The organism is Mesorhizobium sp. M6A.T.Cr.TU.014.01.1.1 (assembly GCF_004022765.1).
Taxonomy (GTDB): Bacteria; Pseudomonadota; Alphaproteobacteria; order Rhizobiales; family Rhizobiaceae; genus Mesorhizobium; species Mesorhizobium mediterraneum.
Map to the genome: position 1 here is coordinate 44,637 of NZ_RZPG01000020.1, position 21,000 is coordinate 65,636.

Sequence of the window (21,000 nt, forward strand, 5' to 3'; positions counted from 1 at the left end):
CGCCGGCGGGACGTTACCCCCGGCCGCGCCGCGCCGCGTGGCCTTCGCGCGAACGCCGCCGCGGGGCGGCATCGCCGGCAATGCCGTCCTCGCTGACCGTCTTGCGCGGCGGCAGCTTCACCGCCGCCGACAGTTTCGGGAACGGGTCGACCTTGTTCGGCAGCGCCATGGCGTAGACGAAATGTTCCTGGAATTTCGGCTCCAGCGCGGTCTCGATCTTCTCGATCTGGCTCACTGTTTCCTCGATCTCGCGGCGATAGCCGCGATTGAGCAGCGCCATGCGCGCACCGGCGCCGGCGGCGTTGCCGACGGCCGAGACCTTGTCGAGATCGCAATCGGGGATCAGTCCCAGCACCATGGCGTATTTCGGATCGATGAAGGAGCCGAAGGCGCCGGCGAAATGGATGCGGTCGACATGATCGGTGTGCTGCTTTTCCATCAACAGCTTGGTGCCGGCATAAAGCGCGGCCTTGGCGAGCTGGATGGCGCGCACGTCGGTCTGGGTGATGGTGATCCTCGGCTCGCCTTCCTTCAGCACATAGGAGAAGGTGCGGCCACTGGCAGTGACGCGCGGCGAGCGGGCGGAGAGGCTGCCGTCGATGACACCGTCCTCTGAGATGATGCCGCCCAGATACATCTCGGCGACCACCTCGATGATGCCGGAGCCGCATATGCCGGTGACGCCGGTCGCCTGCACGCTGTCGAGGAAGCCGGGCTCGTCGGACCACAGTTCCGAGCCGATGACGCGGTATTTCGGCTCCAGCGTGTCGGGATCGATGCGGACGCGCTCGATGGCGCCGGGCGCCGCGCGTTGGCCGCCGGAGATTTCCGCCCCCTCAAAGGCCGGGCCGGTGGGCGAGGAGGCCGCCACGACCCGCTGACGATTGCCGAGCACGATCTCGGCATTTGTGCCGACGTCGACGATCAGCATCATCTCATCCTGCCGGTGCGGACCCTCCGACAGCGTCACCGCAGCCGCGTCGGCGCCGACATGGCCGGCGATGCAAGGCAGCATATAGAGCCTGGCGCCCTGATTGAGCTTCAGGCCGATATCCGACGCCTTGATGTGCACGGCGCCCGAGACGGCCAGCGCGAAGGGCGCGCCGCCGAGTTCGGTCGGGTCGATGCCGAGGAACAGGTGATGCATGATCGGATTGCCGACGAACACGGAATCCAGGATGTCGTTGCGCTGGACGTTGCCTTCCGCGCAGACCTTGTCGACGAGACCCGAGATCGCCTCGCGCACCGCAACCGTCATGCCTTCGCGGCCGTCCGGGTTCATCATCACATAGGAGACGCGGCTCATCAGATCCTCGCCGAAGCGAATCTGCGGGTTCGACGTGCCCGACGAGGCAGCGACGCGGCCCGACAGCAGCGACACCAGATGCATGGCGATGGTGGTCGAGCCGATATCGCAGGCAAGCCCGTAGGCCTCGTTCTTGAGACCGGGCCACAAAGAGATGACCCGCGCGGTCTCGCTGTCGGCATCCTTGTGGATCGCGGCGGTCGCGGTCCAGTTGCCCTTGCGCAAGATGCCTTGCACCTGCGGCAACAGATGGAAGTCGAAATCGAGGCTCTTGAGCCCCCAGTCCTTCATCAGCGCGATCTTCAGGCGATCGAGATCGCCTGATGGATTGTGCATGTCGGGCTCTTCGATCTCGACATAGCACATATGGATTGCCGAATCGCGGGCGATGACCCTGGTGTCGGCGTCTTTGCGGATGGTCTGCGCGTTGATGACCGTGTCCTGTGGCACGTCGACGACGAGATCGCCGAGGATCTGCGCCGAGCAGGACAGGCGTCGCCGTTCGGGAAGGCCGCGCACGCGTTCGTAGCGCTCTTCCTTGGCGCCCTTGGGCGAGATGTGGTCATTGGAAGAGACGATCTTGTGCTTGGCGAAGTTGCCTTCCTGCACCTCGACCTGACAGCGCCCGCAAGTGGCGCGTCCGCCGCACACGCTCTCGACATAGACGCCGAGTTGGCGCGCGGCATCGAGCACCGGCGTGCCGACCGGAAACCGCCCGCGCTTGCCGGACGGCATGAACAGCACGAGCGGGTCGGTGATGTTGGCAGGAGAGTTCACGATTGCGCGCTTATCCTCGGGCCATACGGGCTTCACGGCCACCGCGCCGGCGGCCGCCGTTGCCATTGCTTTCGCCCGGCGCGTTGACTTGCGTCGGCGCTGCGACCGCCTGGCCGCCTTCGGCCGGCTTGTAGTCCTTGTAGGTCCTGATCCAGTTGGTGCAGTTCTCGTCGGTGCCGTTCAGCACGTTGGCGCCGCGTACCGCTTCCATCTCCTGCGGTCGCACCGGATTCATGATCGCCGAGGTCATGCCGGCGCCGATCACCATCGGGATGAAGGCGGCGTTGATGCCGTGGCGGTGCGGCAGGCCGAACGAGATGTTGGAGAGGCCGCAGGTGGTGTTGACCTTGAGCTCCTCGCGCAGCCGGCGCAGGAGGGCAAAGACCTGGCGGCCGGCATCGCCCAACGCGCCGATCGGCATGACCAGCGGGTCGACGACAACATCGTGCGCCGGAATGCCGAAATCGGCGCAGCGCTCGACGATCTTCTTGGCGACGGCGAAGCGCACGTCCGGATCCATCGAAATGCCGGTCTCGTCGTTGGAGATGGCGACCACCGGAACGTTGTATTTCTTGACCAGCGGCAAGATGGCTTCGAGCTTTTCTTCCTCGCCGGTGACGGAGTTGACCAGCGGCCGGCCCTTGGCGACCCTGAGCGCCGCCTCGATCGCGGCGGTCACCGAACTGTCGATCGACAGCGGCAGGTCGACCAGTCCCTGCACGATCTCCAGCGTCTGCACCAGCAGGCCGGGGTCGGTCTCGTTCGGATTGACAGAGGTCACGCCTGCATTGACGTCGAGCATGGTCGCGCCGCAGGCGGCCTGTTCCAGCGCGTCCCTGATGACAGTGTCGAAATTGCCCGCGATCATCTCGGCGGCGAGCTTCTTGCGCCCGGTCGGATTGATGCGTTCGCCGATCACGCAGAAGGGCTGGTCGAAGCCGATGATGATTTCTCGTGTCGCCGAGGCGACGATCGTCCGGGTCATGAAATCTCTCCGTCGTGATATAAAGACTTCTTTATATCGTTTCTGATCTCGATCAAGCGAATGGTGACCGTCCGCGCCATCAATGCGCGGTCTTGACCATGTCGACCTGCGTTTCGGTGATCTCGTCGTGCAATATGTGGTCTAGACGGTCGGCGACGAGCTGGTCGTCGCGGCGGATTTCGCGTTTCCAGGGCTGGCGGCCCTTCAGCACGCCCGATTCATCGACAATCTCGGCGACATATTCCTCCTGGCGATAGGCCATCACATGGACGCCGGAAACGCCGGGGATTTCCTTCACCTCGTTGATGATGTCGATGCAGAGCTGCTTGCCTTCCTTCTTCTGATCCTGGGCGCCTTCCAGTCGCTTGACGATCTGATCGGGGATATGAATGCCCGGCACGTTGGAGCGGATCCATTTGGCGGTCTTGGCCGAGGCCAGCGGTCCGACCCCGCACAGGATGAAGCATTTTTCCGTAAAACCGAGGTCCCGGATCTGCTGCATGTAGGTGCGGAACATCGGCACGTCGAAACAGTATTGGCTTTGCACGAATTGGGCACCGGCGGCGATCTTCTTGCCTAGCCGGTAGGGTCGGAAATCGATCGGCGGCGCGAACGGGTTGATCGCCGCGCCGAGGAAAAGCTGCGGCGGCGTCGTCAGCTTGCGGCCGGACAGGAATTTGCCGTTGTCGCGCATGATGCGGCAGGTTTCCAGCAATGACATGCAGTCGAGATCGAACACCGGCTTGGCGCCGGGCTGGTCGCCGGCCTGGACCCCGTCGCCTGTCAGGCACAGCATGTTGGCGACGCCCATCGCCGCCCCGCCCAGCACGTCGCCCTGGATGGCGATACGGTTACGGTCGCGGCAGGCGATCTGCATGATCGGGGCATAGCCCATGCGGGTCAGCAGCGCACAGATGCCGACCGACGACATGTGGCAGTTGGCGCCCGACGCGTCGACGGCGTTGATGGCGTCGACCCAGCCGTCGAAGATTTTGGCGCGGTTGTAGACATCTTCCGGATCGGCGCTGTCGGGCGGGTTGAGCTCGGTGGTCACCGCGAACTCACCGCGCCTCAGGACGCGCTCCAAGCGTCCGCGCGACGTGTGGCCGGGCAGGGGCTCAAGCGGCAGATGAATGCCGGCCGGGTTCTCGTCGCGCTGGCGGCCGATCATGTCGGTGCCCCGGTCTTCGGAGCGTTACGGGCGGCTTCGCGCGCGGCTGCGGCCTGCGCGGTCACCCGCAGCCATGCCGAGGTCTCGCGCAGCGACTGGTCGACCGGCTTCTGCACGTCGAGGATCTTGTCGCCATGCTTCATGTTGCGTGAGCCTTCCCAGGCCTTGACCCAGACGCAGGGCATATCAGGCTCGACCTCGCAATTGCCGTTGGCACGCACGCCGCCGCAAGGGCCGTTGCGCAATTGCTTGGGGCAATTCATCGGGCACGACATGCCAGTGGAGGAAAGGATGCACTGGCCGCACATGCGGCAATCGAACATAAAACCCTTGACGCGTTTTTCGACGAATTTGATCGGGGCTTCGACGCGGCCGTAACCGATGCCCTTCCACAGCGGGTGGAGAGTCAAGAACATGTCGGCGAACCTGGCGTAGAACCATTCGAGCAATCGCGAATGCCGCACGGACCACAGCCTGACCGCGAACGAGCGCTGCACGCGCCGCTGCGGCGACACGTCGGCCGGCTTGTAGTCGGATTTCGGCGCCGCCTTCTTGACCAAAGTGGCCTGGGTAACCGCCGGGGTTGGTTCAGGCATCTTCTTTTCCGCCCGCCTTGACCAGAGCGACCAGCCGCTCGCGGTCGTATTTCGCGTCGATATCCTGAAAGGCTTTTTCAGCCTCGCCTTCAAGATCGTCGCTGACCGGCACGGGGTCGGCCTTGCGCCATTCGGCCAGGTAGTCGTCGGTACCGCCGGCGCCGGTGCGCATCGCACACATGTCGATCGCCTCGGTGAAGCGCAGCGGCAGTTCGCGCTTGGCGTTCTGCCGGCCCTTCTTGACGATGACCTGCGCGGGGATGTCGCGCCAGTAGACGACGATCAGATCGGCCATGAATTTCTTACTCCTCGTGTTCCGAGCATTGCCGGAAGCGCTGTTGGGCTGCTTGTTATGGGACGACGCGCGCGCATTCAAAAGCGACGCAATCGCAGGGCGCAAAAGGAAAGGTGGAAATTTTCGATGCTTGGCTTGGTTTGGATCAGCCGCCGCGACGATCGAAGCTGCCGACGAGCTTCCTGTGGAAGCGAACGTAGCCTCGCTCGGTCGTGCGCAGATGCTCGGCGACGATCTGGTGGAAGCGCGGCAGGCGGTGAAAGGGAACGGCCGGATAACAGTGATGCTCTGAATGGTAAGGCATGTTCCACGCCACGAAGCGCACAAGCCTTGTGGTAAAGGTGGTGCGGGTGTTTTCGAGCATGTTGGCGACATGCGGGCACAGTGCGTGCTCGGCCAGCAGATAGGCCCGCAAAAAGGGTTGGCCGACGAGCACCGGCACAATCCAGACCCACAGCAGCAGCGCCGACTGCGCGACCAGCGAGGCCACCAGCAGCACCGCATAGGCGATCAGGAACCAACGTGCTTCCGAAATCACCTTGTCGCGGCCCTTTTCCGGCACGAAGCCGTCGCGGTTGCGGCCGGCGGCGTTGACGACAGTCACGCGCGCCATGCCGATCCAATAGGGGAGGCCGGAGAGATAGCGCAAATACTGGGCGATGGTCTCCGGTTTCGGGCTCATGAGTTCGGGATCATTGTCCGGATCGTGCGTGTGTCGGTGGTGCGCGAAATGGAAATAGCGGAACCAGACCGGCGGCAGCAGGATCAGGAAGCCGGTCACGGTGGCGATGGCGCGATTGAGCCACGCTGTCCTGAAAGCGGTTTCGTGGATGGTCTCGTGCAACAGCGTGAAGAAGAAGACGATCAGGATCCCCTGCGGCAGCATGATAATGGGCCAGAATGGGATGCGGGCGGTGATCATCGCGCCCAGCACGACAACCAGTCCGCCATGGACAGCCAGCCGGACAATGCCGGGCCTATCCAGCTTGGCGGTGAGGTCGCGACGATCCTCGACCGACAGACCGGCGATAATGGTGCGGTGGTCGATTTCGCTCATGCCTGCAAGCTTATCGCCGAGGCGCTGTCCGGTAAATCGGCGCTCCTTACCAGACGCCGGTTTTTACGCCGGTCCAGAGGTAGAACCAGATCGTCGGATGATACCATTGTTTGGAAGGCAGGCCGGGATCTGAGGTGGCAAGCTTGTCGGCCAGCGCATCCCTGACCGCCTCGACGCAGATGTCGCGTGAGAATGCCGCCTGCCGCAGCGCATAGCTTGAAATCGTATCGCCTGCCTCAGGCTTGCCGCGCACCTGCCGCAGCACGCCGCCGGTGTCGACGCCGGCGTCGACCAAATGCACGGTGGTGCCGAAGTTCTCCGCGTCGCCGGAGGCCAACGCCCAGTAGCCGCCATTCATGCCGCGATACTTCGGAGCGATGCCGGCATGGTAATTGAGGACCGGGCAAGGAATTCTGGCAAGTGTCTGCCTCGACAGCAGGCGGCAGCCAGCGAGCAGCACGACGCCGGGCTGGATTTCCCTGATCGCCTGCAGGCACTCCGGCGCATTGGCTGAGGGAACGTGGATGATCGCTTGTCCGGGCTTTGATTCCGTCTGCAGCTTCTGTTCGGCGATGATGCGGGCTGCATGCCCGGCGAAAAACCGCTTGCCGAGCCGCGTCAGCACCATTGTGCCGAGCTGCCCGATGGCCTGTAGCCAGCCTTGGCGCCGGGCGCGCCCGAGCAGCAATTGCTTTTTGGATTCAGGGCTTTCGAGGATGACGCTCACCGGCCCGAGTCGGTCAGAGATGGCGTTGACGATGGCCCAGATATGCGGACCGCCTTCGGTGACGACGACGATCGGCCGCGGATTTGATTTCAACGGTTCCATGTTTGTGCCGCCCCGAAAAGACCTGCTCTCAGCGGGCGAGATGCTAGGCCGGCCGGGTTAATCCTTGGTGATCGGAACCAGGGCCGCAGGCTCAGCGCTTGAATTCAAGGATGTCGAGCTTCGATTCGTGATAGGGCGCCGGGAACTCGATGCGCCATTCGTTGACGCTGTTGCGAAAGGCGTAGCCGACCTGATCGCTTTGTGGGCCGCTGCCATAGGGTTTCGCGGGATCGTTGTTGACGGAGAAGGAGCCGAGATAGATCGAGCGCTTTTCGCCGTCGTCGAAGAAACGGCCCTTGGTGCGCTGCGAGCCGGTGATTTTTTCCAGCATCCAGCCCGAACCATCGTCGCTCACCTTGCACTTGAACCAGCCATAGATGACGAGCGGGCTTAGTCCGCCAGCCTTGATGGTGCGGCATTGCCAGTTGCCGGTCAGGTCCTTGTCGGAAAACGAGACCAGCGGCTTTGCCAGCAAGGCGTCGAGCTGCTTGACCTCGGCGGCGTCGCCGGCCTTGGCTTCATCAAGGGCGGCCTTACGCGTCTCATCATATTTGTCGAGCCTCACCTTGTCGGCGGGCGTGATCAGCTTCTGCACCTCGCCATCGGCGAGCGCGGGCAGGGCGAAGCAGACAACGCCTGCGGCGGCAATCAAGAGGCGAGCAATCATCGGTGCGTTTCCCGGTCGATGGCTGGAACAGCCTGTTTTCTCGTTTGGCACATAACTTACCCGTTCGCGGAGGCCTGTCATCCGTGCTTAACAGCGGCCAGGTTAAAATTCGTGGTTTCGCCGATGCGGATCTTGCTTACGGGATCGTCAGGCTGGCTGGGCAGCGCGCTGGCGCCGCGCCTGCGGGCCCTTGGCCATGACCTCGTCGGCCTCGATCCCGTCCCGTCGGTGCAAACGCAGGTGATCGGCTCGGTCGCCGACCGTGATCTGGTCATGCGGACGGTCAGCAAAAATCACATCGAGGCGATCATCCACAGCGGCGCGCTGCACAAGCCTGACATCGAACACCAACGTAATGAGGATTTCATCGAGACGAATGTGCGCGGCACGCTCAACCTGCTCGACGCGGCGGTGGCATCAGGCATTCAGCGCTTCGTCTTCACGTCGACGACCTCGCTGATGATCTCGAAAGCCATACGCGCCGGCTTGACCGGCGGTGCGCGCAAGGCCGCCTGGTTGACGGAAGACATGTCGCCCGAGCCGCGCAACATCTACGGCGTCACCAAGCTTTCGGCCGAACATCTTTGCCGCCTCTATCACATTCAGTCCGGACTGCCGGTGATCGTGCTGCGCACCGCAAGGTTTTTTCCCGAAGCAGACGACATGGGGCATGCGATCGAGCAGTCGGACGCCAACATCAAGGCCAATGAGCTGTTGTTTCGCCGGCTGACCGTGGAAGATGCCGCCGAGGCTCATGCCGCGGCGCTGGAGAAGGCGCCACAGCTAGGCTTCGACATCGTCATCGTCTCAGCGCCAACGCCGTTCCGACCCGACGATTGCGAGGCATTGATCGCCGACGCACCGTCCGTCGTGGCGCGCTATTTTCCGGAATTTCCGGCATTCTATGCGCGGAAAGGCTGGACGATGTTTTCCTCGATCGACCGTGTCTACGACGCCTCGCGGGCGAGGGACAGGCTGGGCTTCGTCTGCAAGACGAGCTTTGCCGATGTGCTCGCCGCGCTTGCAGCGGAAGAAGGGACCGCCTGATCGAACGGTCAGCCGTGTGCGGCGCTGGCCAGCTCCGCCGTCAGGTCGCCATAACCGGTCGAGCGGCGCTCATAAGCGAGGCCGAGCATTTTCGCGGCCTTCTCGGCGACCTTGTCGAGTTCCGGATCGTCGGTCTGGGCGATATAGATCAGCTTCTCGTAATTGCCGAAATAGTCCTTGATCAGCTCCGGATGCCTGTCGAGGCCGAGCGGCTTCATGAAGAAGGCGTCGAACTGGCGGCACAGGAAGTCGGTCATGTAGAACGACATCATGTCGTCATCGGCGACCTTCGCATAGGCGTCCATGCCCTGGTAGAAGGCAAAGCAATGCGGCCCGGCCATGCGTTTGACGCCATGCTTCTCGCAGACGCGGTCGAGCAGGCCGCCGGTGCCGCAATCGGCGTAGCCGACGAAGATGTTTCTATAGCCATCCGCCTTGGCCTTCTCGATTGCCTTGTCCATGGCCGGCGCGATGCGGTCCGGGTAGAAATGGAACTCCGCCGGCAGGCAGGTCAGGTCGAGATGGTCGAGCCCCAGCTGCTCCTTGACGGCCAGAACTTCGCGCGCAATCATCCCGCAGGCGATGACGAGCAGCCTGTCGCCTTGATCGGGTTGTAGTTTTTGCACGGCGCTCATAGAACCGGGTTTCGTTGCTATTTGTTTCGAATCTATCGAACGAGGGAGACACCGTCCATGAAACTGTTGCGCCTTACACCCATTGCCATTCTCGCTTGCGCCCTGGCACTTTCGGCCTGCGCCAACACCGTCCGCGGCGTCGGCAAGGACGTCAAATCGACAGCAAACGCGGTTGAGGACACCGTCGAGAATCCCTGATCCGCAATCTCATCAACGCGCATCGCGATCAACGTAGTTCAAGCGATGCGCGTTAAGTCCTTGTAACATCTGGGAACAGCAAAGTCGCGCTGCAAGGCGCGACTCGGTTTAGTGTGCATGCCGAATTCGCCGAGATCGGGCCGAGGCGCGGACGTCGTGTCCGCCTGTTGCAATTGTTTTCTTCGGGGGCAGGCACGAAAATTTGACTTTTCGAGCAGGGGATATGCCGTTACCCTTTTCTAGTACCCTCAACAACGAAACTAGGAGCCTTACGATGAAGACCGCTCTCTTAGTTGTCGCCGCTCTGGGCCTTTCTGTGTCCGGCGCCGCAGCGGAATGTGTTGGCCACACCAAAACGACGGCTTCCGTAGATCAGCAAACCAAAGCTGCAAGCGTAGATCAGCAAACCAAAGTCGCAAGCATTGCAAATACGACAACTGCCGACACGCCGGTCCTGAAAAAGGAAGAGGCGAAAGAGTCAGAATAGGCGTTTCAACCCGCCCGAACGCCCCGAGCAAGGCTTGCCGCGCTCAACGTCCCGTTTAATGGTTTCATCGGGTATGTTCGCTACGCGGATCGCTGTCGCTTACTAAATGTTTTGACATGCCAGCGTTACGCGCCGCATCGGCCTTTATCATAGCATCAGTACGGGCTTCCGTACTGATGCTCCTGTCTTCTCCTCGCCAGCTCAGGCCGAAGCGCGGACGTTGTGCTTGCGCTTCATGAAGTCCTTGGCGGTCTCGACCGCCACGGCGGCGTCGCGGCAATAGGCGTCGGCGCCGACGGCCTTGCCGAACTCCTCGTTGAGCGGCGCGCCGCCAACCAGCACGACATAGTCGTCGCGGATGCCCTTTTCCTTCATCGTGTCGATGACGACCTTCATGTAGGGCATGGTCGTCGTCAGCAGCGCTGACATGCCGATGATGTCGGGCTGGTGCTGCTCGATGGCGTCGAGATATTTTTCCACCGCATTGTTGATGCCGAGGTCGATGACGTCGAAGCCGGCGCCTTCCATCATCATGCCGACAAGGTTCTTGCCGATGTCGTGGATGTCGCCCTTGACGGTGCCGATCACCATCTTGCCCTGCTTAGGCGCGCCGGTGGCGGCGAGCAGCGGACGCAGGATGAACATGCCGGCTTTCATCGCGTTGGCGGACAACAGCACTTCCGGCACGAACAGGATGCCGTCGCGAAAATCCTCGCCGACGATGCGCATGCCTTCGACCAGTGCCTCGGTCAGCACCTTGTAAGGCGCCCAGCCGCGCTCGAGAAGGATATTGGTGCCTTCCTCGATCTCTTCCTTCAGCCCGTCATAAAGGTCGTCGTGCATCTGCTGCACGAGCTCGTCGTCGGAAAGCTCGGAAAGGATGATCTCGTCGTCGGCCATTTTTAATCCAGCTCCTTGCCGCACGGATACAGTTGCGGGGCCTCAAATATCACGTCAATACCTAACCCGCTACAGCCTTGCGTCCATAGCTGATTTGCGACTTCCCGCAAAAGGAAAGCGACCGCAAATCTATTGGAATTCTTGTCGATTTTGCGACAGGCGTTGGCGCTGGCGGGCCGTTTCGAATAGGGTGCATGGCTACGATCCGGCCAGAAGGCGCAATATGCGGCCGTAACAATTATGCCAGAACAAAAGTCAGGGAAGAACGATCATGAGTGAGAACGCGCCGGTCGACCAGGAAGCGTCAAACGCGCGGCGCGGACGTGCCGCCAGCGGTGGTGCCGCTGCCCGGCGGGCAGCGCGCTCGGGTGGCGGCCCCGGCACCCAGCTCACCTACATCAAGCGCAAGATCAACGTCTATGAGGTGCTGGACGAGGAAGGGCTGGCGCTGATCGAGAAAAACACCGACACGGTGCTCGAAGAGATCGGCATCATCTTTCGCGACGACGCCGAGGCGCTGCAGCTGTGGAAAGAGGCCGGCGCCGACGTCAAGGGCGAGCGCGTGCATTTCCCGAAAGGCCTCTGCCGCTCGCTGTTGAAGACAGCGCCGTCCGTCTATACCCAGCACGCCCGCAATGCCGAGCGCTCAGTGCAGATCGGTGGCAACGCCACCGTCTTCGCGCCGGTCTACGGACCACCCTTCGTGCGCGACCTCGACGGCGTCAGGCGCTATGCAACGATCGAGGATTTCCGCAATTTCGTGAAGCTCGCCTATATGGCGCCGTCGATCCACCATTCGGGCGGCACGGTATGCGAGCCGGTCGACGTGCCGGTCAACAAGCGCCATCTCGACATGATCTACAGTCATATCAAATATTCGGACAAGCCGTTCATGGGCTCGGTCACCGCGCCGGAGCGCGCCGAGGACACGGTGGCGATGGCAAAAATCGTGTTCGGCGACGATTTCGTCGAGAACAACACGGTGCTGACCAGCCTGATCAACGCCAATTCGCCGATGGTGTTCGACGAGACCATGCTGGGGGCGCTGAAGGTCTATTCGCGCCACAACCAGGCCTGCATTGTCACGCCGTTCATCCTCGCCGGCGCGATGAGCCCGGTGACGGTCGCCGGCACGCTGACCCAGGTTCTGGCCGAAGTGCTGGCCGGCGCGTCGTTCACGCAGCTGATCCGGCCGGGCGCACCGGTGCTGTTCGGCACCTTCGCCTCGTCGATCTCGATGCAGTCGGGCGCGCCGACCTTCGGCACGCCGGAGCCGTCGCTGGTTTCCTATGGCGCGGCGCAGCTCGCGCGCCGGCTCGGCTTGCCGTTCCGCACCGGTGGTTCGCTGTGCGCCTCGAAAGTCCCGGACGCGCAGGCGGCGTACGAGAGCGCCAACACGCTGAACTCGACGATCCTTGCCGGCACCAATTTCGTGCTGCATTCGGCCGGCTGGCTCGAGGGCGGGCTCGCCTCCTGCTACGAAAAGTTCATGATGGACATCGACCAGCTCGGCATGACGCAGAAGTTCTCGGAAGGCGTCGACCTGTCGGAAAACGGCCAGGCGATGGATGCCATCCGCCAGGTGGGTCCAGGCAGCCATTATCTCGGCTGTGACCACACCCAGGCCAATTTCCAGACCGCCTTCTACCGTTCCAACATCGCCGATAACAATTCCTACGAGCAGTGGTTGGCCGAAGGCGAAAAGACCGCGCCGCAGCGCGCCAACGAACTCGCCCGCCGCTGGTTGGAAAGCTACGAGGCGCCGTATCTCGATCCGGGCATCGACGACGGGCTGAAGGATTTCATCGGCAGGAAAAAGGCGTCAATGGCCGACGCCTTCACCTGAAAGGAGCCCGAGTCAGGCGGGGCTAAAGTCGCCAACATCATCCACAAGGAAGTCTGGCGGAGCGCCTTCTCCGACCCGGACCGAAAGGGATGATTTGAGTCCGCCCCTCCGACGTCTTCGGACATCGCTTGCCCGGAGACCGATATGGCTCGAAGGAAGGTTTTCAAGGGTGTTGCGATCGATATCGCCAGATCGTTCGTGAGCCGTAACAACGACGTTAATGGCTACTGGGGCGTTGGCAAACTCCATTCATTGGCACAAGAAAATTCGACGTCCAAAATTCGAATAGACCTGTCAGAAGAGTCTTCCGCGACATTGCCAGCCTTCGCTTCGATGATAGGACGGTATCGTTCCATGATTGAGGCCCAAGCCGCGGTTCGCGGCTTGAAACTTCAAACTTGTTCGATCGAGGTGGAGTTTGACCTGTCTCGGAATATCATTGATGCCCCTGTCTGCTCGGATGACGAAAACGGGTTTAGGTGCTGGTTGACGATCGTCGATGATCGGGGGAAGGCTTGGAGCCATATGGTCTCGGGGTGTTCCCGCCCTCACGATCCGAAACGAGAGTCACGCAGCTTACGAGCTTCATAAGGCGACTATGTCCGATGTGACGTCCTTTGGGTTGCAATCTCACGGGTCGCGACCTCGTTATGAAGGCGTTGGCAAGGCCTTGGCCGCTCACGGTCTCATGCTTCGCGGTGGGTTCAATTTCGCAGTATGTGAAGCGCCTCCACCTAGCCCCTCTGGCGCTGCCGCCAGATCCGTCTTGCTGGTGGGGCAGGCGGGCGCCGCGCCATGGCCGCATTTCCTGCGTTGGCGGGGGACGACCGTGATCAATCCGCTCAGCGACCGGCAGCCAGCATGTTGGTGGCCACCGCGATCCCGTGCTATTCCGCTCGCCTAGCTGAAGGCGTTCACCTTTGATGGATGAGCGATTTATCGGGGGACGGGTGCGGATGCCTTTCAATCCAGTCAGGCGAAACCGGAATATTGGCACGCCGAAGCAGGGCCATGGGCAAAACAACCGCATGATCGTTCCCCGACCGTGGATATCCGCTGGATGGTGTGCGGCGCAGCTCAATCCTGGCCAGATGCTGCGCAGGACGGTGAATGGCAGGGACGTAACACTCATTGTCGAAAAGACGAGCGGTGGGTGTGTTCACGCATGCTCGGTCGAAGATGTTGTCTTCTTTCTCTCTCATGTTCCTCTCGCTGACTGGGCCGGGCTGGAAACATTTGTCTTGCGCCAACCGACGCGAAAAGCGCGCGTACTCAGGCCGGCGTGGGGGCGAATGTTTTATTATGCCGATCTTGGTTTTCGCGGATCCTCCATCGAAAAAAGTGGTCCGGCCTTATTTTTGGAAGCCTGTAACGTTGGCGACACCATCGAATGGTCCACATCGCTGGACCCTGAGGATGCGGCAGAGTTGGACAGACTTCGTTTGGATGGTCACAAAGTCAGCCGGGTTGGGAAGAAGCATCTCGTTTCCACCTCACTCGATTCCGTGCGAGCCACGCAGCTCTATCGCACGCTTCTGCATGAGATCGGTCACTGGGTTGATTGGCTTGGAAAAGTGGAAGCGCCGTTCGCCCAAGGTGAGGACTACTCAACACTTTATGACCGCTATTTTGCCCGGCCCAAAGGTGAAGTAGAGGCGTTTGCGCATCGCTACGCCGATAATTTGCGTGAGACGCTTGAGAAAAGGGGAGTAATCCCGTTTTCAAGGATCGAAGGGTGACAGAGTTCCTTGAGCGCAGCATGGTCGAAACCGTCGCGGCTGCGCTTTCCGCTCACGGTCTCATGCTTCGTGGCGGCTTCAATTTTACGGACGGCGAGCAAGCACCTTCCGGTCTCTCCGGCGCTGCCGCCAGATCCGTGCTGTTGGTGGGGCAGGCGGGCGCTTCGCCGTGGCCGCATTTCCTGCGCTGGAAAGGAAGCCAACCGCAAACCATCGCCAATCCGCTCGATACGTGGTCGCGTGAAGTGATCGGCGCGGTGGCGAAGAAATTCGGCGCGCGTGCCGTGTCACCGTCCGACAGGCCGTATCTGCCGTTCCAGCAATGGGCGAAGCGGGCGGAGGGACTGAAGCCGTCGCCGCTCGGCATCCTCATGCATCCGCAATACGGGCTCTGGCACGCCTATCGCGGCGCGCTGCTGTTCGAGGACGAGATTGCGCTCCAAGAACCTCGCGACGTGATTCACCTTTGCGATGCATGTCTGGAAAAACCTTGCCTGAAATCCTGTCCGGTCGACGCGTATTCTGCGGATGGTTTCGCGCATCAAACGTGTCTGGCGCATGTGCGTGGGCAAAACGGCGCGCCTTGCCGAACCGGCGGTTGTCTCGATCGCAACGCCTGTCCCTATGGCACGGCCTATCGCTATCCCCCAGAGGCTCAAGCTTTTCACATGGCGGCGTTTGCGCATCTGTAGCGTCGCCGAATGCCGCACGGAATCTTGAATGCGGTTGCCTCATTACGACTTGCCCTGACGGACTGCGCGGATATCTATCGCACGACAAGTCAAAGGAGTGGTGATGGCGAAGCGGGACATTCAGATCAAAACCAGCGACGGCTTGGTAAAAGCCGGTCTGTTCCGCTCGGCAGCCCCGGCCAAGGCCGCAATCATCCTCTATATGGACGCTTTTGGCCCGCGGCCGGCGCTCGACCAAATGGCGGAACGGCTTGCAGGCGACAATTACGCGGTATTGGTCCCGGACCTTTTCTAACGCAACGCGCCCTACGCCCCCTTCGAGGCCAAGACCGCATTCAGCGACGAGAAGCGCAAGGCCGTCATCACGGGTCTTCTCAGCGGCACGACACAGGACATGACCATCCGCGACAGCGGCGCTTTCCTCGATGCTCTCGATGCCGAAGGGGTGGCCGGACCAGTCGGCGCCGTCGGCTATTGCATGGGCGGAGCGCGGGCGCTGAATGCCGCCGCGGCCGGCCGCATCGTTGCCGCCGCCAGTTTCCATGGCGGCAATTTGGCGAGCGATGCCGCCGACAGCCCGCATCGGAAGGCTGCGTCGATCCAGGCGCGGGTCTATGTCGGCACGGCTGGTGTGGACCGCAGCTTCCCACCCGAACAGTCGGCGCGACTGGCCGAAGCGCTACGCACGGCCGAGGTCGACCACGTCATCGAAAACTATGCCGGCATGGCGCATGGCTGGTGCGTGCCGGACCACGGCGCCTTCGATGCAACCGGCGCCGAGCGCCACTGGAAACGATTGGCGACGCTGTTCGCGGAGACGCTTGGATAGGGCGTAGATGGTCTTCAAGTGACCGCCTCCCAAAAGATTTCTTCCATCATCCCAAGGAATCGTCATTAGCCTTCGTCCAACAGGCAATGATGGCGATGATGCTGGATGAAAGCGAAGCCTCCGACGCCGAACTGATCGGGCGGGCGAAGGGCGGAGACAGGGGGGCTTTCGGCAAATTGCTCGAAAGGCACTATGACTTCGTCTATCGCGCCGCCTATCGCTGGTGCGGAAAAAAGGCCGACGCCGAGGATATCGCCCAGGAAGTCTGCGTCCGGCTTGGCCGGGCGATCCGCGATTATCATGGCAACGGCGCCTTCACCACCTGGCTCTACACCATGACGCTGAATGCGGCACGCGACGTGATGCGCAAGACCGCCCGCGAGACGGTCAAGATCGACGCCTACGGCGCTTACGCACTGATCTCGGGAGAAGTCGAGCCTGAAGATCCGACCGAGGCGCTTTGGGCGGCAGTGCGGATGCTGCCGGGCAAGCAGCGTGACGCAGTGCTGCTCGTCTATGGTGAAGGGCTGAGCCACGCAGCCGCCGCCGAGGCAATGACGATCTCGGAGACGACGGTTTCCTGGCACATCCATGAAGCGAAGAAACGGTTGAAGACGCTCATGCGTTCAGCCGGGGAAGTGTGATCATGGTCGACGATAACGAACTCAAGAGGCTGCGCGACGTCGCAACACCGGCACCGGGCACCGACGCGAAGGCGCGTGCCTTCGAGGCCGCCATGCGGGCTTACGACCTGGACGAAAAAACTTCACCTGCCGCCCAAGGATCGGCGAACGGACTTCGTCTCACAGAGCGAGCACAAAAGCTCTGGAGTGAAATCATGCAAAAGAAGCTCTTCGCCACGCCGGCCATTGCCGGGCTCGTCGCCCTGCCGATCGCCGGATACGCCACCATCTATATGCTGCAGCAGCAGCCGTTCCATTCCGGCGGGGACGAGAAGATCACCGAAACGCTGGCCGACAAACCAGCGGCTAAAGCGCCGGCCACGGTGAGGCCGCTCACCGTGGCCGGGGCCGACAAACAGAAGAAAGCTGATGTCGACGCCGAAAGCCGCGCCGCGGCCGAGGCGCTTGCGCCGGCATCGCCGCCGAAGCCCGAGTCGAATGCGCTTGGTGGCCTGGTGCAACAGGATATGCTGGCTCGCAATGCGCCCGAGCCCTCGCCTCGCGAGGCGCTGGCTGGCGGTTCAAGTGCCACGGCTCCTGCAGCCGATGGCGCCGCGCAGATTGGCCGTGTGCCCGGTACTGTCGCCCAATCCAGGTTGATGGCTCAGCCTTCGACCGCACCAGCCGATCAGATGCTGCTGCCGGAGCAAAACCGCGACCGCGTCGAGGATTTTAAGACCAATCCGGTGCGTGCCGCGCTCGAAGACCCGGTCTCGACCTTTTCGATCGATGTCGATACGGCCTCCTATTCCTTCGTGCGGCGTTCGCTCAGGGAAGGTGTTGTGCCGCAGGCCGACACGGTCCGCGTCGAGGAGATGATCAACTACTTCCCTTATGACTGGAAAGGTCCGGACACTGCCTCGATGCCGTTCAACTCGACCGTCAGCGTCATGCCGACGCCATGGAACGAGCATACTAGGCTGATGCATGTCGCCATCAAGGGTTTCGACGCCAAGCCGGCCGAGCAGCCCAAGGCCAATCTGGTGTTCCTGATCGACGTGTCGGGCTCGATGAACGAGCAGGACAAGCTGCCGCTCCTGCAGTCGGCCTTCCGGCTTCTGGTCAGCAAGTTGAGGCCCGACGACACAGTCTCGATCGTCACTTACGCGGGTGACGCCGGCACTGTCCTGGAGCCGACCAAGGTCTCGGAGAAGGACAAGATCCTCAATGCCATCGACACATTGACGCCCGGCGGCTCGACGGCCGGCGAGGCGGGCATCAAGGAAGCTTACCGGCTGGCGCAGAAATCCTTCGTCAAGGACGGGGTCAACCGAGTGATGCTGGCCACGGACGGCGACTTCAATGTCGGCCAGACCGACGATGACGACTTGAAGCGGCTGATCGAGCAGGAACGCAGGACCGGCGTGTTCCTGTCGGTGTTCGGTTTTGGCCGCGGCAATCTCAACGATCAGATGATGCAGACCATTGCCCAGAACGGCAATGGCACCGCTGCCTATATCGACACTTTGGCGGAGGCCGAGAAGGTGCTGGTCGAGGATGCGTCCTCGACGCTGTTCACCATCGCCAAGGACGTGAAGATCCAGGTCGAGTTCAACCCGAACAAGGTCTCGGAATACCGGCTGATCGGCTATGAGACGCGCGCCTTGAACCGCGAGGATTTCAACAACGACCGCGTCGATGCCGGCGAGATCGGCTCCGGCCATTCGGTCACCGCGATCTACGAGATCACGCCGAAGGGCAACGGCGGCGAGCAGATCGACCCGCTTCGCTACGGCCAGGCGTCGGTGAACAATGGCGGCGCCGCCAACGCCGACGAATATGCCTTCGTGAAGATCCGCTACAAGTTGCCGAACGAGGATGCCTCGAAGCTGATCACCACGCCGGTGACATCGGCCAACGAAGTGGCTGATTTCAACCAGGCCAGCACCGACCAGCGGTTCTCGGTTGCCGTCGCGGCGTTCGGCCAGAAGCTGCGCGACGAGGATGCGACCGCGAAGTTCGGCTACGACAAGATCGTGGAAATTGCCACTGCCGCCCGGGGAGCAGACCCGTTCGGGTACCGCTCCGAGTTCCTCTCGCTTGTGCGCCTTGCCTCGGCGCTGGGCGGCAATCGGTAGTGGCGATGATGGCCGGTTTTCTTCAGATGGGATCGTTCTGATACGGGAAGCCGACCCACGGGCGGGTGCGGCAGGCCGGCAGGGGAAACCTTGCCGGCCTTTTTCAACATTGTAATTCCGACATTGGTCGTGACGCCTCGACGAAAGTGCCGGGTAGCCGAAAGCGTCAGGCGCGGCTGCGCCGGCGCTCGCGGCGGGCTTCGCTGGTCTCGGCTGTGTTGACTGTCGCCTGCCTGTTGCGCATCGGACCGATGCGCTCGACGATTTTCTCGACGGTCGGGCGATCCGACTTGGTGTGTGCGTCGAGCGCCTTGCGCATGGCGGCTAGGTGAGCGAACGAGGTGCCGCAGCAACCGCCGACGATCTTGGCGCCGGCATCGACGGCGAGCCTGACATAGTCGGCCATCAGTTCGGGCGTGCCGGAATAGTGGATTTCGGCGCCACGGAATTCCGGAATGCCGCAATTGCCCTTGACGATCACCGTCGCCTCCGGCTTCGCCTCGGTCATGTCGAGCAGCGAAGCGAGGATGTCGGAGGCGCCGACACCGCAATTCGCGCCGACACCGAGCGGCGCCTGCGACAGTCCATCGGCGACGCCGTGTATGTTCTTCGGCAACAGCCCCATCATGGTGCGGCCGGCGGTGTCGAAGGAGCCGGTATAGGTATAGGGCAGGCCGACGCGGATGGCGGCTTCGGCGGCGGCGCGGATTTCGTCCGGCGCCGACATGGTCTCGATCCAGGCGACTTCGGCGCCGCCGGCCTTCAGGCCCTCGATCTGTTCGGCAAAGGCCTCGACCGCTTCGTCATAGGTCATGGCGCCGAGCGGCACCAGCAACTCGCCGGTCGGGCCGACCGAGCCCGCCACGATGACCTTGCGGCCGGCTTTATCGGCGACGGCGCGGGCGATCTCGGCGGCGCGCTTGTTCAGCGCACGCACGCGGTCCTGCGCATGGTGCAGCTTCAGCCGGTGACGGGTGCCGCCGAAGGAGTTGGTGAGGATGATGTCGGCGCCGGCATCGACAAAGTTCTGGTGCAGGCTGGTGATGGTGTCCGCCGCGGTCTCGTTCAGCAACTCTGGAGCCTCGCCGGCCTCGAGCCCCATGGCGAACAGATTGGTGCCGGTGGCGCCATCGGCGAGCAGAACGCCCTTTTCGGCAAGCAGCGCGTCAATCGGGTTGGTCATTGGAAATACGCCTTCCGGGGAACTCTTTGTCGAGATAAGGATATAAAGAACTCTTTATATGGCGTCAATGTCGACGCGAGAAACAGGCCGTCAAAATCGCATCTCTGCCAGCCTTTGCGTGAAGCTGGCTGCTTCATGCGCGTTGATGTCGGCAGCGCGGATCAGATTGTCGAAATGGCTGGTCAGCGTGCGGACCGGCTGGGTCGCATTCAGCACCAGATACATGTCGCCGACATAAATGGCGGCGCGATAAGGTCCGAAGATGGTGTAGGGGATCGAATAGCGCATCCGCCCGTCATAGAGAAACAGGCGGAAAGTGGGATAGAGATCGTCGAGCAGCGTCGCCATGTGGAGAAGCTGCTGGTGGCGGTCGGCCTCCGGGAAACGGTCCCACACGCCTAAGCCTCGCGCAAAAATCTCCAGCGTGTGGCGCGGCATGCAGACCTCCATGTCGGTTTCCGGCCGCCGGTTGTAGTCGATGCGGTACTGCGTCTCACCGGCCTGCGCCTCGCGACTCTTGTTGGCGATGCCCGCCTCGTAGTCGACAAGCGCCTCGGTGCGCAGAAGATCGGGAATGCCGGCCGGCACGTAACGGATTTTCGTGCCTGCGGCCTCGGCATGCCACCTTGCCAGCAGCGTGCGGTCAAAGCCATCGGGCGCTTCTTCGATCTCCAGGCTCTCGCGGATTTCACCGGTGACGCCTTCGTCCTGGCTGAGGCCGAGCAGCCAGTCGAGCGATACCTTGAATTCGGCGGCGATGTTGAGCAGCGTTTCGGCGCGAGGAAGGCGTGTCGAGGCGCCGGACAGCAACTGCGAAAGCGCCGAACGGTCGATGCCCACCGCCGTCGCGAAGGCGGACTGGTTCAAGTCGGACCGTGTCAAGAGCATTTTCAGGCGCTCCCGAAAGATCGTCGACAGGTCGCGTTTGTCCATATCGTCATTCCGGCCATTGGGAGGAAAAAAATCCGCCGAAGCCACCGAAGCGGCACCTTAGGCGTAA

At 62.1% G+C, this 21,000-nt stretch carries 20 protein-coding genes and 1 pseudogene; 9 read left to right on the forward strand and 12 right to left on the reverse strand.

All coding sequences use genetic code 11. The features are described from left to right. Positions 1 to 13 precede the first annotated feature (13 nt). The 8 genes from EN885_RS21900 to EN885_RS21935 all read right to left on the reverse strand — a co-directional run bounded on the left by EN885_RS21900 (position 14) and on the right by EN885_RS21935 (position 7,683). Positions 14 to 2,149 (reverse strand): ASKHA domain-containing protein, encoded by a 2,136-nt coding sequence (locus EN885_RS21900; protein ID WP_128242659.1) that lies wholly within the window; start codon positions 2,147 to 2,149, stop codon positions 14 to 16. Next, the gene (locus EN885_RS21905; protein ID WP_128335216.1) at positions 2,094 to 3,068 is read right to left on the reverse strand and encodes a methyltetrahydrofolate cobalamin methyltransferase; all 975 of its coding nucleotides are present in this window, start codon (positions 3,066 to 3,068) and stop codon (positions 2,094 to 2,096) included. The genes EN885_RS21900 and EN885_RS21905 overlap by 56 nt, the downstream gene beginning before the upstream one ends. Before the next feature lie 79 nt (positions 3,069 to 3,147). After that, the gene (locus tag EN885_RS21910) at positions 3,148 to 4,239 is read right to left on the reverse strand and encodes a methylenetetrahydrofolate reductase (RefSeq protein ID WP_095486708.1); all 1,092 of its coding nucleotides are present in this window, start codon (positions 4,237 to 4,239) and stop codon (positions 3,148 to 3,150) included. Beyond that, a complete protein-coding gene (locus EN885_RS21915) occupies positions 4,236 to 4,835 on the reverse strand; it encodes a methylenetetrahydrofolate reductase C-terminal domain-containing protein (RefSeq protein ID WP_095486707.1) in 600 nt (199 codons plus the stop codon). The genes EN885_RS21910 and EN885_RS21915 overlap by 4 nt, the downstream gene beginning before the upstream one ends. Beyond that, entirely contained in the window at positions 4,828 to 5,130 is a 303-nt protein-coding gene (locus EN885_RS21920; protein ID WP_095486706.1) for a virulence factor, read from the reverse strand. Before EN885_RS21920 ends, EN885_RS21915 begins: the two co-directional genes overlap by 8 nt. 145 nt (positions 5,131 to 5,275) lie before the next feature. After that, complete coding sequence (locus EN885_RS21925; RefSeq protein ID WP_245329949.1) at positions 5,276 to 6,187, reverse strand: fatty acid desaturase; 912 nt, start codon at positions 6,185 to 6,187, stop codon at positions 5,276 to 5,278. Between the two features lie 46 nt (positions 6,188 to 6,233). Continuing rightward, positions 6,234 to 7,016 (reverse strand): formyl transferase, encoded by a 783-nt coding sequence (locus tag EN885_RS21930; RefSeq protein WP_095486705.1) that lies wholly within the window; start codon positions 7,014 to 7,016, stop codon positions 6,234 to 6,236. Between the two features lie 91 nt (positions 7,017 to 7,107). Next, on the reverse strand, positions 7,108 to 7,683 hold the full coding sequence (locus EN885_RS21935) for a DUF4893 domain-containing protein (protein ID WP_095486704.1): 576 nt from the start codon (positions 7,681 to 7,683) through the stop codon (positions 7,108 to 7,110). A gap of 123 nt (positions 7,684 to 7,806) precedes the next feature. Here EN885_RS21935 and EN885_RS21940 point away from each other — a divergent pair, with 123 nt between their 5' ends. Beyond that, positions 7,807 to 8,730, forward strand: a complete 924-nt coding sequence (locus EN885_RS21940) for an NAD(P)-dependent oxidoreductase (RefSeq protein WP_128242658.1) — start codon at positions 7,807 to 7,809, stop codon at positions 8,728 to 8,730. 8 nt (positions 8,731 to 8,738) lie between these two features. Here EN885_RS21940 and EN885_RS21945 read toward each other — a convergent pair whose 3' ends face one another. Continuing rightward, positions 8,739 to 9,365 carry a DUF1638 domain-containing protein gene (locus EN885_RS21945; RefSeq protein WP_095486702.1) on the reverse strand — a complete coding sequence of 209 codons (627 nt, stop codon included), beginning with the start codon at positions 9,363 to 9,365 and terminating at the stop codon, positions 8,739 to 8,741. Positions 9,366 to 9,422: 57 nt separating this feature from the next. Between EN885_RS21945 and EN885_RS21950 the strand changes: the two genes are divergently transcribed. Together EN885_RS21950 and EN885_RS21955 are read left to right on the forward strand one after the other, a co-directional pair. Then, positions 9,423 to 9,563, forward strand: a complete 141-nt coding sequence (locus EN885_RS21950; protein ID WP_095486701.1) for an entericidin A/B family lipoprotein — start codon at positions 9,423 to 9,425, stop codon at positions 9,561 to 9,563. Positions 9,564 to 9,837: 274 nt separating this feature from the next. Further along, the gene (locus tag EN885_RS21955) at positions 9,838 to 10,050 is read left to right on the forward strand and encodes a hypothetical protein (protein WP_095486756.1); all 213 of its coding nucleotides are present in this window, start codon (positions 9,838 to 9,840) and stop codon (positions 10,048 to 10,050) included. A gap of 201 nt (positions 10,051 to 10,251) precedes the next feature. Here EN885_RS21955 and EN885_RS21960 read toward each other — a convergent pair whose 3' ends face one another. Continuing rightward, positions 10,252 to 10,950 (reverse strand): B12-binding domain-containing protein, encoded by a 699-nt coding sequence (locus EN885_RS21960; protein WP_095486700.1) that lies wholly within the window; start codon positions 10,948 to 10,950, stop codon positions 10,252 to 10,254. Positions 10,951 to 11,221: 271 nt separating this feature from the next. Between EN885_RS21960 and EN885_RS21965 the strand changes: the two genes are divergently transcribed. The 6 genes and pseudogenes from EN885_RS21965 to EN885_RS21995 all read left to right on the forward strand — a co-directional run bounded on the left by EN885_RS21965 (position 11,222) and on the right by EN885_RS21995 (position 18,817). Next, complete coding sequence (locus tag EN885_RS21965) at positions 11,222 to 12,796, forward strand: trimethylamine methyltransferase family protein (protein WP_095486699.1); 1,575 nt, start codon at positions 11,222 to 11,224, stop codon at positions 12,794 to 12,796. Between the two features lie 923 nt (positions 12,797 to 13,719). After that, positions 13,720 to 14,535 (forward strand): hypothetical protein, encoded by an 816-nt coding sequence (locus EN885_RS21975; protein WP_128242657.1) that lies wholly within the window; start codon positions 13,720 to 13,722, stop codon positions 14,533 to 14,535. Positions 14,536 to 14,555: 20 nt separating this feature from the next. Next, positions 14,556 to 15,227, forward strand: coding sequence for a 4Fe-4S dicluster domain-containing protein (locus EN885_RS21980; RefSeq protein ID WP_128242692.1), 672 nt, complete (start codon positions 14,556 to 14,558; stop codon positions 15,225 to 15,227). Between the two features lie 103 nt (positions 15,228 to 15,330). Further along, positions 15,331 to 16,056 (forward strand): annotated as a pseudogene (locus EN885_RS21985) (dienelactone hydrolase family protein). Between the two features lie 89 nt (positions 16,057 to 16,145). Continuing rightward, positions 16,146 to 16,700 (forward strand): RNA polymerase sigma factor, encoded by a 555-nt coding sequence (locus tag EN885_RS21990; protein ID WP_128242656.1) that lies wholly within the window; start codon positions 16,146 to 16,148, stop codon positions 16,698 to 16,700. A 2-nt stretch (positions 16,701 to 16,702) separates the two neighbouring features. Then, complete coding sequence (locus tag EN885_RS21995) at positions 16,703 to 18,817, forward strand: VWA domain-containing protein (protein WP_128242655.1); 2,115 nt, start codon at positions 16,703 to 16,705, stop codon at positions 18,815 to 18,817. Positions 18,818 to 18,983: 166 nt separating this feature from the next. Here EN885_RS21995 and bmt read toward each other — a convergent pair whose 3' ends face one another. After that, positions 18,984 to 20,000 (reverse strand): betaine--homocysteine S-methyltransferase, encoded by a 1,017-nt coding sequence (gene bmt, locus EN885_RS22000; RefSeq protein WP_128242654.1) that lies wholly within the window; start codon positions 19,998 to 20,000, stop codon positions 18,984 to 18,986. A 90-nt stretch (positions 20,001 to 20,090) separates the two neighbouring features. After that, positions 20,091 to 20,933, reverse strand: coding sequence for a helix-turn-helix transcriptional regulator (locus EN885_RS22005; protein WP_029351899.1), 843 nt, complete (start codon positions 20,931 to 20,933; stop codon positions 20,091 to 20,093). Between the last annotated feature and the right edge of the window lie 67 nt (positions 20,934 to 21,000).